Annotated in this window: 13 protein-coding genes and 1 pseudogene; 12 read left to right on the top strand and 2 right to left on the bottom strand. The window is 36.4% G+C overall.

Features of this window, described 5'->3' with window-relative positions:
- Positions 1-73 precede the first annotated feature (73 nt).
- The 9 genes and pseudogenes from ACIQ2D_RS08325 (at position 74) to ACIQ2D_RS08285 (ending at position 8,485) form a co-directional block, all read left to right on the top strand.
- Positions 74-1,252 carry a glycerate kinase family protein gene (locus tag ACIQ2D_RS08325; protein WP_402862216.1) on the top strand — a complete coding sequence of 393 codons (1,179 nt, stop codon included), beginning with the start codon at positions 74-76 and terminating at the stop codon, positions 1,250-1,252.
- Positions 1,253-1,268: 16 nt separating this feature from the next.
- Positions 1,269-2,696, top strand: a complete 1,428-nt coding sequence (locus ACIQ2D_RS08320; protein WP_402862213.1) for an SLC13 family permease — start codon at positions 1,269-1,271, stop codon at positions 2,694-2,696.
- Between the two features lie 407 nt (positions 2,697-3,103).
- Entirely contained in the window at positions 3,104-3,421 is a 318-nt protein-coding gene (locus ACIQ2D_RS08315) for a DUF5713 family protein (protein WP_402862210.1), read from the top strand.
- A gap of 80 nt (positions 3,422-3,501) precedes the next feature.
- The gene (locus ACIQ2D_RS08310) at positions 3,502-4,563 is read left to right on the top strand and encodes a DmpA family aminopeptidase (RefSeq protein ID WP_402862207.1); all 1,062 of its coding nucleotides are present in this window, start codon (positions 3,502-3,504) and stop codon (positions 4,561-4,563) included.
- 267 nt (positions 4,564-4,830) lie between these two features.
- The gene (locus ACIQ2D_RS08305) at positions 4,831-5,568 is read left to right on the top strand and encodes a M15 family metallopeptidase (RefSeq protein WP_402862204.1); all 738 of its coding nucleotides are present in this window, start codon (positions 4,831-4,833) and stop codon (positions 5,566-5,568) included.
- A 67-nt stretch (positions 5,569-5,635) separates the two neighbouring features.
- Positions 5,636-6,568, top strand: coding sequence for a S66 peptidase family protein (locus ACIQ2D_RS08300; protein WP_402862201.1), 933 nt, complete (start codon positions 5,636-5,638; stop codon positions 6,566-6,568).
- A gap of 7 nt (positions 6,569-6,575) precedes the next feature.
- Positions 6,576-7,360 (top strand): annotated as a pseudogene (locus ACIQ2D_RS08295) (serine hydrolase).
- Positions 7,357-8,187, top strand: coding sequence for a C40 family peptidase (locus ACIQ2D_RS08290; protein ID WP_402862198.1), 831 nt, complete (start codon positions 7,357-7,359; stop codon positions 8,185-8,187). Before ACIQ2D_RS08295 ends, ACIQ2D_RS08290 begins: the two are co-directional and overlap by 4 nt.
- A 31-nt stretch (positions 8,188-8,218) precedes the next feature.
- Positions 8,219-8,485: an NUDIX domain-containing protein gene (locus ACIQ2D_RS08285; protein ID WP_402862195.1), complete on the top strand. Its 267-nt coding sequence runs from the start codon at positions 8,219-8,221 to the stop codon at positions 8,483-8,485.
- A 128-nt stretch (positions 8,486-8,613) separates the two neighbouring features.
- Here the strand turns inward: ACIQ2D_RS08285 and ACIQ2D_RS08280 are convergent, their stop codons facing one another.
- Complete coding sequence (locus tag ACIQ2D_RS08280) at positions 8,614-10,500, bottom strand: acyltransferase family protein (protein ID WP_402862192.1); 1,887 nt, start codon at positions 10,498-10,500, stop codon at positions 8,614-8,616.
- Between the two features lie 804 nt (positions 10,501-11,304).
- Entirely contained in the window at positions 11,305-11,940 is a 636-nt protein-coding gene (locus tag ACIQ2D_RS08275; protein WP_402862189.1) for a pentapeptide repeat-containing protein, read from the bottom strand.
- A 350-nt stretch (positions 11,941-12,290) separates the two neighbouring features.
- On the opposite strand from ACIQ2D_RS08275, the gene ACIQ2D_RS08270 reads away from it, so the two are divergent.
- The 3 genes from ACIQ2D_RS08270 to ACIQ2D_RS08260 are packed head-to-tail and all read left to right on the top strand — an operon-like array spanning position 12,291 to position 14,798.
- Entirely contained in the window at positions 12,291-13,175 is an 885-nt protein-coding gene (locus ACIQ2D_RS08270; protein WP_402862186.1) for an ABC transporter ATP-binding protein, read from the top strand.
- A 5-nt stretch (positions 13,176-13,180) separates the two neighbouring features.
- Positions 13,181-13,969, top strand: coding sequence for an ABC transporter permease subunit (locus ACIQ2D_RS08265; RefSeq protein ID WP_402862183.1), 789 nt, complete (start codon positions 13,181-13,183; stop codon positions 13,967-13,969).
- Positions 13,970-14,000: 31 nt separating this feature from the next.
- On the top strand, positions 14,001-14,798 hold the full coding sequence (locus ACIQ2D_RS08260) for an ABC transporter permease subunit (RefSeq protein WP_402862180.1): 798 nt from the start codon (positions 14,001-14,003) through the stop codon (positions 14,796-14,798).
- Positions 14,799-14,856 lie beyond the last annotated feature (58 nt).

The following is a 14,856-nucleotide window of genomic DNA, read 5'->3' as shown; positions in this document are numbered from 1 at the left end:
TAATGTAACTCTAAGGGGCTACTCATATTCTTCTTGTAAATTAAAATTATTAAGAAGTTAGAGGAGAGTTAACATGAAAATTGTAATTGTACCATCTGGATTTAAAGAATGTATGGACGCTGAAGAGGTCGCTTTGGCAATGGAACGAGGTATAAGACGTGTTGATCATTTAATGGAAGTGGATGTTATTCCGATGATTGACGGAGGAGAAGGATTTGCAAAGACCATTGTAAATCTAAAGGGTGGAACATTGCTAGACAAAGAGGTTACTGGACCAGTTGGACAAAAAATCAAAAGCTCTTTTGGAATTTTCGAAGCCAAAGGCAAACGTACGGCAGTGATTGAGATGGCAGCAGTTGCTGGCTTAAAGCTCGTACCAAAACATCAACGAAATCCTTTGAAAACAACTACTTACGGGGTCGGAGAGCTGATCATTGCAGCACTCGACGCTAGGGTTGACAATATTTTAATTGGCTGTGGTGACTCTGGGACATCCGATGGTGGAGCAGGAATGGCACAAGCATTAGGTGTTCAGTTTTTCGATATACACGGTCAACTCGTTGTAGTCAACGGTGGAGAAGATTTGATGGAGGCTAACTCGCTAGATACGAGAAACGTAGATCCAAGACTAGAAGAAGTTACGATAGAAGTAGCATGCAATTGGACGAATATTTTATGTGGGGAAAAGGGGGTTGCGCATGTTTTTGGTCCACAAAAAGGAGCAACTCCAGAGCAGGTCGATCAATTGGCAACTGGATTAGAACATTATGCGACTATAATTCAAGATGCGGTCGGGATGGATGTTCGCTCATTACCAGGTAGTGGAGCGTCAGGTGGACTGGGTGCAGGGCTAGTCGCGTTTACAGGTGCTAAATTATATCCAAGATTCGATATCATCATGAATTATATTAGTATAGAAGAAAAAATCGCAACAGCAGACATTGTTTTCACTGCAGAAGGTAGTTTAGATTTTCAAACACCTAATGGTAAAATTCCGTCAGAAGTAGCACGCATTGCTAAACAGAATAATGTTCCGGTGATTGCTATTACGGGAACAATCGGGAAAGGAGCAGCCGTAAACTACGACGCTGGGATCGATGCGTATAGTAGCATTATTCAAAAACCGACTACTTTAGAAAATGCGATGAAAAATGCACCGATTTGGATAGAAGAAAGTACCGAGTCTGCCTTTAGGCAAGTTTCAATCGGCTTAGGTATAGCAGAGAAAATGTATTATAAGGAAAGTGTGTGAAACAATGAGCACTAGGATGGAGAAACTAAAGACAAAACATACATGGATGAATCAATTTTCTGCGAAGTCAAAAGGAATCGTCGGTGTACATATCCTACTATTCGTCGTTATCTTATTTATACATGATCTCGATTACTCGGCTAAGGTTTCATTATTTGCGTTCTTATCAGCAATGACACTTTGGGTTTCAACGAAAATTCCAGCCGGATATGTCGCGCTGGCGCTCATCGTGTTTATTATCATCATGAAGGCAGAAGGTCCGGAGTTGCTATATCATTCATTATCCGAGGAAGTTGTATGGTTAATGGTAGGTTCTTTTATCGTTGGTGAGGCTGTCAAACAGTCTGGATTGGCTAGGCGTTTAACTCTTTCAATTTTAAGAAAGTCAAACAGTAAGAATAATGTGCTCTTGGGGATGACCTCGGTATTATTTACATCTGCTTTTTTTGTCCCATCTACTTCTGGAAGAGCAGCAATAGCTATGCCGATTATCAATCAGCTCGGTCAGAAATTTTCAGTAAATGAAAAAAGTGTGCTTGCTATTTTAGCACCGGTAATTATTTTAATGAGTACATCTGCGACATTAATCGGTGCAGGCTCCCATCTAATTGGCGTTAGTTTACTAGAAAGTACGGTTGGTGAAACCATCTCTTATATCCAGTGGTTCGTCTGGGGAGTCCCATTTGCTATAGTCATCACGCTTGTTTCTTATGTCGTTATAAAATGGTTGTTATGGCCGAAAGACGGCATGGGACAAATAGAAAACATACAAATTGAAGAGCAAGCTATGCATACTAAAAAGATGAATAGCCAAGAGAAAAAGACCGTACTATTGCTAGTACTGTTGATTGTAGGTTGGATGACAGAAAGTATCCATGGCTATGATATAGCATTTGTCACGATGATTGGAGCAATTATCGTCATGCTACCGAACTATGGCATCCTAAATTGGAAAACAGGAATGAAGTCAGTATCTTGGAATTTGATCGTATTTGTTGCAGCAGCAACAGCTCTTGGAAGAGTGTTAGTAGATACAGGTGTAGTGACGTGGATTGAAAAAGAGATGCTCAGTGTATTGCAGTTATTTGTTCTTGCACCAGAGTGGCTTATTGTTTTTATAATTTTGTTTGTAACTGTTACAAGCCATCTGTATATTACATCACATACAACACGTGCTGTTGTTTTTATTCCTAGTTTACTTTTATTTAGTGAAACAATAGGGATTGACCCTACAACAGTCGTATTCTTAAGTTTAATAGGCATGAACTATTGTGTTACAGTCCCTGTTAGCTCGAAAGCGTTGTTACTTTTTTACGAAGAGGGAGAAAGTTCATACGACGCAAAAAAACTAATAAAAATCAGTACGCTATTAATGCCACTTTATATATTAGTCATGATGTTGTTCTACTTCACGTATTGGCAGTGGATGGGCATACGATTATAAGGGGAAACAATTATTGTATTTATCTAGGAATCAAGATTCTCCATTCAGCGTTCTATCACAGCGAACAGTAAAAGGAGTTATAGCATTTCGTGATATCTTCCCAACAGTCAGGCTTGTAACGAAACGAATCATATTTGATGATGTAGTAACAGAAGGCTTAGAAATATTAATGAAAGAAAGTATCTCATTAAAATACTTGTGAATTTACAGTTATAAAAAGCTTAAGGAAAACAATCATTCCTTAGGCTTTTTATAATTTGATGTAAGAAATCAGTTTCTCTTTAAATAAATGTTCTTAGGCATTATGAGAGAATAAGAACGGACGGATGGCATATTTTTAAGGAAATGAGCATTGTATTATCGTATGATATTATTAGGAAGAGATACATTATATTGGAGGGATAGTAGTGAAGAAAGAAATTAACTATTTAGTAGATATGTATAGAGATGCTTACTACCCAGATTTTTTAGTGGATAAGGTAAAAGAAGCAATTAAAGCAGTCGAACATTTTCTGGAAACTGAAACATACACAACCGAATCGGTGCAATATAAATTAGATGCGATGACCGAAAAAATTAATGATTTAACAGAAGAATTTTACGCTCATGATAGTGAAATTGAAACAGTTGCAAGAGAATCTATTGCGGATACTGTCTTCTTAGTTTTAGAAGCTTATAAAATCGATATTGATATCGAAGAAGCTATTCGAAATAGAGATTGGTAATATAAGTGATAATTTTGAATTTTACCTGTGTAAACAAAATTATACCGGTGAGTTTAAAATAATCATGGAGGGTTGCAAATATGCAGAAAAAAGTACGGGAAATGGGCATTGTGATAGGGAAGTTGCCAGTAGGTGAGAAAAATTGTATTACGGATGTGGTGGGGGTACGTGTCGGGCATGTAACACTGGATTATGAAATAGGCCAAGAAGATGAGCGTGCATGTACAGGAGTCACAGCGATTTTACCACACGGCGGGAATTTATTTCAGCAAAAGGTAACGGCTGCAAGTTATGTACTTAATGGTTTTGGTAAAACGACTGGGCTTGTGCAGTTAAATGAACTAGGGGTTATTGAATCTCCAATTATGCTGACCAATACTTTTGGTGTCCCGGCTGTGACACAAGGGACGTTGCAATATATGCTAGATGCTAATACAGAAATCGGTAATTCGACGGGGACGATAAATATTGTTGTTGGGGAATGCAACGATAGTTACTTGAACTCCATTCGCATGTGTCCAGTTACCCCAGAACATGCGATGGAAGCGATTCAGGTTGCGTCAGAAGATAGAGCTCTAGAAGGAGCAATTGGTGCAGGAAAAGGCATGGTTTGCTTTGGCTATAAGGGAGGTATTGGTTCATCTTCGCGTGTAGTTGCAGTAGAACAAGCGGAAGTAACCTATACTGTTGGCTGTATGGTGTTGAGTAATTTTGGACATAGTTCAGATTTTTCAGCGGAGCGTTATCAGATTTCGAACGCTCAAGGTGATTCTACTTTATCGCCTACAGATGGCTCAATTATCATTGTGTTAGCGACGGATGCACCGCTTAGCAGTCGCCAATTATCCCGTGTCATTAAACGTTGTGGTATCGGTCTTGGACGTACAGGTAGCCATTTTTCTCATGGCAGCGGTGACATAGTAATTGGCTTCACAACAGCACACCTTATTCCACATATGACGGATCAGATTGTCGAAACACGTGTGCAGCTTCGAGAAGACCATCCTATAATGAACCAGTTATTTACTGCGGTGTCAGAGGCAACAGAGGAAGCGATATTGAATTCACTATCACAAGGAGTAACAACGACTGGACGAGATGGTCATGTTGTTAATGCTTATAAGTTTCAAAGAATTAAATAATGCATATTTTAAAGAGTTATTGAAGCACAAATGTGTACCAATAGCTTTTTTTTTTATGTAAAACAGTACGTTACGAATCTATGTATCAATTTCTAGAAGTAGAGTTGCATATTTAGTGTTAAAACAAATTTTCATGAAATATCCTGTATTTATACTACTATAATCTAGTCATTAAATAGTAGGTGCGTTAACATTTGACTGAAAATATTCAATTACCCAGTAATTTAACATGCATTTTTATTCCGCCGAGAATGGAGGTGAATCGTGTTGCGAGGTGACATTTATCAACCTATTGGTGTATTAAAAACTGCAAAAAGACAACAGTATCCATTTGTTCGGGAAAATGGTGATCTACTTATTCAAATTGAGGAAGATCATCCTAGAATTTTTATTCAATCTTTCTACTATCTTCAACACATTCCGAACAGTCTAAAATCGCTTTATTTGCGTGAAGGTGCTTACGAGCGATTGAAGCATGCAGTGCTGTTATTACCTGAAAACTATAGCCTGATTTTGTATGACGGTTTTCGACCAATACAGGTGCAGCAGTATTTATTTACGCATTTTGCGAAACGAATAAAACTGCAATATCCTTATTTCACAGAACAAGAGGTTTTGAACGAAACACATAAGTATGTGGCGTTTCCAAACAAAGGCCAAGAATTTAATACACCACATTTAACAGGGGGTGCGATTGATTTAACGCTTGGAGATTTGAATGGTCGAGCATTGAATCTAGGTACGGCATTCGATGAGATCAGTGAAAAGTCAGAAACTCGTTATTTCGAACAGCACCCACAAGAAAATACAGAAGCATGTATTCACCGTCGTCTGCTGTATAACTGTATGACAATGGTAGGTTTTTCGAATTATTCAGAGGAGTGGTGGCACTTTGATTTTAATAATATTTCTTGGGCAAGACGAGAAGATTCGCAAGTAGCGGGTTATGGTGCGATTGAAGCAAAGATTCAAGATAATCAAGTAAAGGGGTATCGTTATCTATGATTCATAGCAGCCTCACTATGACACTAATCACTCATTCCTGAAAGAATAATAAAATGGGGGTTAACTAATGATTATTCCAAAAGCATTGAAAAAAGGTGATACAATTGCGCTCATCAGTGCTTCAGGTGCTACACCGTCTGAAAAATTACCACGAGCAATTGAAAGTATTGAGAAGTTAGGTTTTAAAGTAGTCGTAGGGGAAACATGTCGCGCTAGGCATGGCTATTTAGCGGGCTCAGATGAACTTCGTGCAAAAGAAATCAATCTAATGTTCCAGGATCCAACAATTGACGGCATTTTTTGTATAAGGGGTGGATATGGTGCAACAAAAATTCTATCACGTCTTGATTTCGAGATGATCAAAGAGAATCCTAAAGTATTTGCAGGTTATAGCGATGTGACCGCACTACATATTGCTTTTAACCAAAAATGTGACTTCGTGACATATCATACACCAATGCCCTCTACTGAATTTATTCGATCAGATATGGATGATTATACATGGGGATATTTTATCAATAGCGTCATGGATACTAGTAGAAGCGGCTATTTTCTTGATAATCCACCCACTCTGCGAATGACGACGCTTGTAGCTGGTGAAGCAACGGGGCAGCTGATTGGTGGTAACTTAACATTAGTAACGGCGTCACTTGGAACATCTTATGAAATCGATACAAAGGGCAAGATTTTGTTTTTAGAAGATATAGATGAAAGCGAACATCGTATAGACAGGATGCTTACGCAATTAAAACTAGCAGGGAAGTTTGATGAAGTAGCGGGGATACTATTAGGCGCATGGACTAACTGTGGTCCAGAAAATCCAAGTCAACCAGAACATTGCCTATCATTACAAACTATCTTCAATGAAATTTTAGTACAGTTTAATAAGCCTATTTTAATGGATATTGCCTGTGGTCACTGTTTACCAACGATGACTCTTCCATTAGGTCGAACAATTAAATTTAACGCAGATACACAGATTATTGAAGTCATAGGGTAAGTTAAATATGGAGCAAACAATTCTGCAAATGCTGCAAGAAAGCCCCTATAAAGTACATCAGTTTGTAAAAGATGCGAAGACAGACCATTACTTTATTGGAGAGCGACTGGATGAGGTCTTCTCAAGTGCAAGTTTGATAAAGGTGCCTATGCTACTGGCTATGTTGGATGTTTGGGAGCGTAATAATGAGTCATTAGATCAAGTGATTGTGATTGCACCCGATAGATGGGTCAACTTTAGTGTGATCAGTGAATAACGACTTGAGTCGATTACCTTATATGAGTTACTAGTGTGGAAGATTGTGACTAGTGATAATACAGCGACTAATGTGCTGATTGATAATATTGGCATGGACACGTTAAATGAATATTTCTGCAAAATTGGTCTAAAGAAAACCAAACTACAACGTAAGATGATGGATTTTGAACGGCTTGCGAATGGCTTTGATAATGTGAAGTCTGCACGTGATATGGCGCATACTTTTACCCATACTTATCGCAAAACTTATTATCACCGTCATTTAGTGCGCAGGGCATTGATATTTTGAGCCGTCAGCGAGTCTGTGACTCTCTAAAACGTTATATAGTAGATGATGTGAAAATGGCCCATAAAACTGTTGGTCTTGATACTGTCGACCATGATGTGGGGATTGGTTACAATAACAAGAATGATTATATTATCGGAGTTTTCATCACTGAAGTGACAAATATTAATGGCGCTCAACAACTCATCGGTCGCATCTCTAAAGTTGTTTATGAGCAGCTAGTAAATAAGAGAGGTGGGATTACATGAATGCCATTGTCATTGTTATGATAGCGAACTTACATGCAAAACCGAATGCTGCATCTGAGCTTATTGATGAGGTTCTATATGGCATGTCTGTTCGTATACTGGAAGAACTTGAAGACGAATGGGTGCGTGTTCAAACAGCTTATCGCTATGAGGGCTATTGCGAGAAAGAGTGTTTACTCATTGATGATACGAAAACAAGGGCGTGGCTGGATGAAGCGACTTATGTGATTCACCAAAGTTTTGCTGATATTTTACAAGAACCTCGAATTCAAAGTATGAAGATAATGACACTTGTTAAGGGTTCAATATTACGCTATATCCCTAAGGAGGGCCTAGATGCTAAATGGGCTATGGTGCAATTGGCAACAGGGGAAATTGGCTATCTACGAAAAAAATGGCTACAAGAAAAGGTAGATGAGAATAGCCAATCAGAGCAAAAAATGCGAGAACAAGTAGTCCAAACAGCACTTAGCTATTTAGCAACACCATACCGTTGGGGAGGGAAGTCTCCACTTGGCGTGGATTGCTCGGGTCTTTGTTCGATGGCCTATATGCTATGCGGGGTTCAAATTTACCGAGATGCCCAAATTGTTGAGGGCTTTCCTATAAAGGAAATTTCATTTGATCACATTCAGAAAGGAGATTTATTGTATTTCCCGGGGCATATAGCTATGTATCTAGGTGATAGTCAATATGTGCACGCATCAATTGGTGGTAATGAGGTCAATATTAATAGTCTAAATGAACAACATCCGCTATTTCGTAATGATTTAACGACAACAACAATTACAGCTGTGGGGAGCTTATTTTTACCTAAAAAAGATTGAAGGTTTATATAGGCGTCTATACGAGGAGGATATGAGAGAATTAGAAGAAGAAACTGGTTATCTTGTGGAAATAGTCGATGAAATAATGACGAAAAAAAGAAAGTATAGTGAAAATTATATGTTCATTGAGGTCCATTATTTCTTAGTAAAGCTTATTGGTGGGAAAAGAAAAATTCAAGATCCGGATAATTTGATTTATGATATTGCTTGGAAAACTATAGATGAAATAAACACAAAAGATTTAAGTTTTCCTGAAGATAGAGAAATTTTTAATAGGCTACTTAAAAAACGAATATAGCTATAATTTTTACAATACGAACGAGGTGCTTTAGTTATACATTCGATTTGCTAGATACCAACATAAAAACAGACATTAATTTGTATTAATGTCTGTTTTATTAACGCTTTGATTTTTTAGCTGTATCTTTAATTATTCGAACGACCATTTATTGATTGTTGAATTAGAGTTGTTAAAGTTTCAATCCCTTTTTGTTCCAAATGGACACCGTCTGGAGCAAAATATTCTGGATGGTCCAGGGCCGCAGAATACCAATCAATTAAAGTAATATTGTCATGCTCTTGAGCTTTTTTATAGAGAGTATTATTCACTTTTCCCTCCCATGAACGTGGAACGTGCGTATTCACTAAATAAATATCAGCATCCAAAAAAGCTTCAAGCAGCATGTCAATCTGATCATTCGTAAAATAACCATTTGTCCCTAGTTGAATAATGACCGCTTTTTCTGGGCTGTTGAAATGAGCATAACTAGGTACCAAATCGACAGCTTGAGAAACCTGTCGCCCAATTTTTGCATCAATAGTAATGTTAGGATAAATAGTAGATAAGCTTTTAGCAATATCTATCATCACTGAATCTCCAATAGCTAATATGCCAGTATAAGATTCGTTCAAAGAATTTGTACTTGAATCATTTTTCTCCGTTTCTATATTATCTTCAACACTCGCTTCATCTTTTTCTTCAACTAAATCAGTAGTATTTTTCTCTAGTGCCTCCTGATCTTTTGTAGATGTCTGTTCGCCAGTATTTATTTCTACTTTTGTTGGAAGTACTTCTGTTGAATCTGGTTGTGCTTCTCCTACAACACCTGTAATTCCTGTGAAAAATAGTAGAAGGAGTAGAGAGATCAGGACAGTTGATGTTTTTCTAACAAATGAAAAACACTTCCACTTAGTAATGTTTACAGACAGGTACTTCCGATAATATGATCTGAATCCTTGTTGACGAATCGGCACTTCAATAAAACGATATGATAATTCTGCGATTATCAATATGAGAACTAGCTGTAAACCGACACGCCAGAATACTGGATTACCTATTTCGTGAACAGGGGTACCCAACACCATAATAGGATAATGCCAAAGATAGATACCGTAAGATCTTGAACCAATCCAGCAAAGGGGTTTAAAAGAAAGTAATTTCCCTAAAAAGCTACTTGGATGACAAACACATGCTATTAATACCGCAGCGTTTATGCAAAGAAGGAACATACCTCCTCTGTAAAGAAAGGCTTGATATTCATCCACAAAAAAAATACTTAGTATGAATATACTGAAGGCAATCAAGCCTATACTATTTAGTTTACGAACATGCTCAGCAGAAAGTTTTTTGGAAGAAAGTCTTTTCATTGGCCAGACTAAAGCTAACCAACAGCCTATCAGCAATTCAAATACACGAGTATCTGTCCCATAATAGATACGGCTAGGATCTGCTCCAGGCTGATACAGTATACTCATTAACATTGCTGAACATAATGCACCGAAAAAGACGATTATCGAAAACTTGCTTCGCTTTTTAAATATATGTAGTCCTAAGATTAATAGAATTGGCCATATGATATAAAATTGTTCTTCAATTGCTAAAGACCATAAATTTTTCAAAGGGGAAGGAGATCCGAAACTGTCAAAATAAGATAGTTCTTGGAATATGAACCACCAATTACTTGAGTAAAAAATAGAAGATATTGCATCTCCGCGCAAAGTATTTAGAAGTTCCTTATTAAATAAACTCGCCCACACGAAAGTAATCAAAATCATTACATATGCTGCTGGAAGTAGACGTCGGAACCGTCTAATCCAAAATTGACGCAAACTAACCGTTAACTGATTTCCTTCAATCGGTAAAATGGTGGAGGTTATTAAGTAACCTGATAAAACAAAAAAGATATCAACTCCTAGGAATCCCCCGCTAGCCCAACTGAAGTTAAAATGGTAAGCAATTACAGCTAATACTGCTAAAGCTCTAATCCCATCTAATCCAGGGATATACCGTTGATTGAATGTCTTGCCTAACATAAATACTCCTCCAATAATAAATGAAAACTCATTCTTGTTAATTATCTATTAAACTATTGTATAAATAGTAACATAGACTCCCTTTGTTTTGTTATTTATATTTCAACTTAGTAAAAGACGTATGAAATACCTATAAAGTTTAGATTTGAGTCAAATTAATTAAGGAGTTTTATTAAAAATATCGTTCTCCAACTAATATTTGGATTCGATGGGGGCTTCTTGAATAAGAAAATTGGGCGGCGTATGTATTTGAGGCTTAATTTCTTTTTCTTAAGGTTTCGCTGTGTTACATGATTCGAGGTCAAGGGGGTTGAGTTCGAAATGAATGCTTGCGGGTGAAAATAATGCTTAGCAAAGAGGCTGTATTGCAATTCACTTAGTAACAACGAAATGATTTGAAAATTTTATAAAGACGGCTGGAAGTAATTTGAAATAAATTTCGAATAGTGTACACTTTAATACAGTATTCTATTAGGTGTACATCGTTGAAGGAAGAATTTATAAATGGTTTTTTTAGATAACTAGCGGAGGCAATTATATGTCTGATATTGAAAAAGTAAAGGAGTACTTTTGTTGAATATTTGATTCGCCAAATACTCAAATCAAAGCAGCGATAATCCCACTGATCTGAACCCCGAATAATGTACACACAAAAAAGTGCCCTATTCGGGGTTCAGTATTGGGGAAGGCTTTTGTATAGGGATGTTGAGAAAAATATCGTGAAAAAAGCAGTTTTAATAGTAGTAAGATCTAATAAATCACCTAAAAATAAACAAGGTTGTTTTAATACTCATTGATATGAATTTAATCAGTAATTACCAATCCCAATAGAGAAGCAAATTGAATTGCCTGATTAGAATTTACTTTGCAGCCTTTCAAATCTTCCAAAGATACAGTAAGTGATTCAAATGTAGAATTACTAATATCTATCCCTTTTAGTGATGTTTGTTCAAAGTTGGCACTGTTAATATTACATAGTCTAAATTCGACGTTCTTAAATTTACAATCATAAAAATCTGAACTTACTAATGAAGTATCTTGAAATTTAACTTTTTCTAGTTTTGAATTTCCGAATGCGGCTAAGTTCAGTAAAGAATTATCAAACTCAACATTACCAAAGCGTGAATCAGTAAAATCCAGACCTAATAATTTGCAATTCTTAAATACCACTCTATGTATTGAAGAACTCCTCAAATTAGCGTTTGAAAAATCGCAATTCTCGAATATAACATCAGTTATGTCGATATTACTAAAATTAGTATTGTTAAAGTTACAATTTACTATGGACATATTAGATAATCGTACTCTTGGTAACACTTCATTGGAAAAGAAGGAATCATAAATTACGCACATGTTAAGTTCTGGTTCTTCTTGATAAAAAATATCTTGGAAATTCATTGTAGGTAAATCGTTGGGAATTCTAGGTGAATCAATTTTCATATAACTACCTCTTTCAAAAATTAAATAGGTCCATTTACTAAGGAATAGACTTCTTATACCTATAATAGAAACTTTAAGATATTATTGATTATATTAATAGACTATATTTTTATGAGAATGTGTGTGCAATTTTTATGCACTCCTCTTAAAGAAAGAATAAGCTCCAGTTGGAAATTCGAAGTTTTGGATATCTGAGTAAGATGTGTCTGAAGATAATACATCCTATTCACTAGTTCTTAAATTATCTGAACCCGGAGTAGTGAACACTTTATAAATAGTGTTCTATTCGAGATTCAGTGTTGGTGAAAGCTTTTGTAAATAGATGTTTTCAGATTAAAGGGGGCTCTACCATGAATATTATTGAAATTAATCATTTGACGAAAACTTATGGGCATGCAAGAGGGATTGTTGATGTTAGTTTTAACGTAAAAGAGGGAGAGATTTTCGGATTTATTGGACCAAATGGCGCTGGGAAATCAACGACCATTCGTACATTATTGTCACTGATTCACCCAACAAGCGGAAATGCCAAGATATTTGGGAAGGACTGTGTCGAGTTCGCGCCTGAGATTGCCAAGGATATTGGATATTTGCCTTCAGAAGTGTTTTATTATGACAATATGAAGGTTATCGATTTACTTAAATACTCAGCCAGCTTTTATAAAAAAGATTGTCGGTCAAGAATGAAAGAATTGGTTGAGATTATGGAACTGGATACAACGAAAAAAATTGATGACCTATCCTTAGGCAATAAAAAGAAGGTAGGCATTGTGCAAGGGCTGCTACATGAACCTAAACTAATCATCCTAGATGAGCCAACGAGCGGTCTAGATCCGTTAATGCAACAAAGGTTTTTTGATTTGCTCATTGAAGAAAATAAAAAAGGAGCCACTATTCTTTTTTCCTCTCATATTTTAAGTGAGGTTCAAAGATTATGTGATCGAGTGGCTATTATTAAAGAAGGTAAAATTGTCACAGTTGAAAAGATCAGTAATTTACAAGAAAACAATTATAAAAAGATTAAAATAGAGACGAAAAATGCTATTAATCAGGATTTCTTTAACATCGCCGGTGTTAACAATTTTAACGTCGAAGATAACATGGTGAGCTTCATTTTTAAAGGCGATATTAATACAGTTATGAAAAAGATAGCGGAATTAGAAATAATCAATATTTGGATAGAAGAGCCGGATTTAGAGGAAATCTTTATGCATTACTATGAAAGAGAGGACTAAAAGCGATGAATATTTTTGTTCATGAGCTAAAGGCTTATCGAAAATCAACGTTTGTTTGGACATTTTCTCTAATTGCCATAGTCGTTCTTTTCATGTCTATGTTTCCTTCCATCTCGAAAGAAATTGTAGAATTTACAAAACTGTTGGAAGGTTTTCCAGAGCCCGTAAGAAAAGCGCTGGGGCTTGAAATTGAAAGTATCGGTTCTATTCTAGGTTACTATTCTTATATGTTTGTATACTTAACGCTTTGTGGGGCTATTCAGGCCATGCATATTGGGACGTCAATCGTCTCCAAGGAAGTACGTGATAAAACAGCAGATTTCCTTTTAACGAAGCCCGTTTCACGTACTACAATATTAACAGCTAAACTAGTGGCAGCACTGACTGCATTAGTAATGACAAATGTAGTGTTTTTAATTTGCGCTTCTATCATGGTAACGCAGGTGAGTACTGAATCTTTTAGTGTGAAAAGTTTCTGGATGATTTCGATGACATTGTTTTTTACGCAGCTCATTTTTTTATCGTTAGGCATTGTAGTATCTTTCGTTTTTCCAAAAATTAAATCTGTCTTAACCGTATCTCTTGGAACTGTTTTTACTTTTTTCATTATTGGCTTACTAGTCTCAACTACTGGTGATGATGTAAAACGTTATTTAACACCTTTTAAATATTTTAACCCAGCGTATATCATAGGAAATTCTAGCTATGAGATCTCCTTTATGCTCACGGGAATTGGCATTATCGTCATTTCATTAGTTGCTAGCTACATCATGTATACGAAAAAGGATATCTAAAGGATTTAAATCCAACATGGGGGGATTTAGTATGAACATATTTTTGAGGGAAATGAGCGCTTATCGGAAGTCGTTAATATTTTGGTGTATCGGCGTGATTTTCTTGATTGGCTCTGGTATGGCTAAATTTGAGGGGATGGCATCATCTGGTCAATCGATGAATGACATTATGATGGCCATGCCAAAGTCTCTGCAGGCGATAATGGGTACAGGAACGCTAGATGTATCCAAGGTGAGTGGTTATTTTGGTGTACTATATATCTATTTGTTACTTATGGCGACAATTCACGCTGCAATGCTAGGGGCTACGATTATCGCAAAAGAAGAACGAGATAAGACAGCAGAATTCCTATTCGTAAAGCCTGTTTCAAGAAGTAAGATTATTTCTGTTAAATTATTAGTGGCTTCAGTGAATATTGTACTATTCAATATCGTAGCGGGGGGTTCCTCTATTTATTTGGTTGGAAAATACAATGAAGGTGCGTCTGTGACTGGCGATATCATTTACGCCATGATAGGGATGCTTCTGTTGCAGGTATTATTTTTGCTCATCGGTTCAGCCATAGCAGCGGTCAGCAAAAGGCCAAAGATAGCAGTATCTTTATCAACAGGAATCCTTTTGGTAACCTATATAGTTTCGATTGCCATTGATTTAAACGAAAAGCTAGCATTCCTCAAATACTTTACGCCATTTAAATATTTTGAGGCAAAAGTTGTGATGAATGGAGAAGGGTTAGATACCATTTTTGTACTATTATCACTAAGTCTGATAGCAGTTCTGTTAATGATAACTTTTTTGTTTTATAGAAAGAGAGATTTAAATGTGTAATGTATTATTTAGTAAGGTCTGAACTGGCTATTGTACTGAGTTCAGACCTTTTTATTTT

It is taken from the genome of Lysinibacillus sp. NPDC097287 (assembly GCF_044761695.1).
Classification (GTDB): Bacteria; Bacillota; Bacilli; order Bacillales_A; family Planococcaceae; genus Lysinibacillus.
The sequence above is the reverse complement of the archived record's forward strand: the minus strand, read 5'-3'. Positions and strand labels throughout refer to the sequence as shown.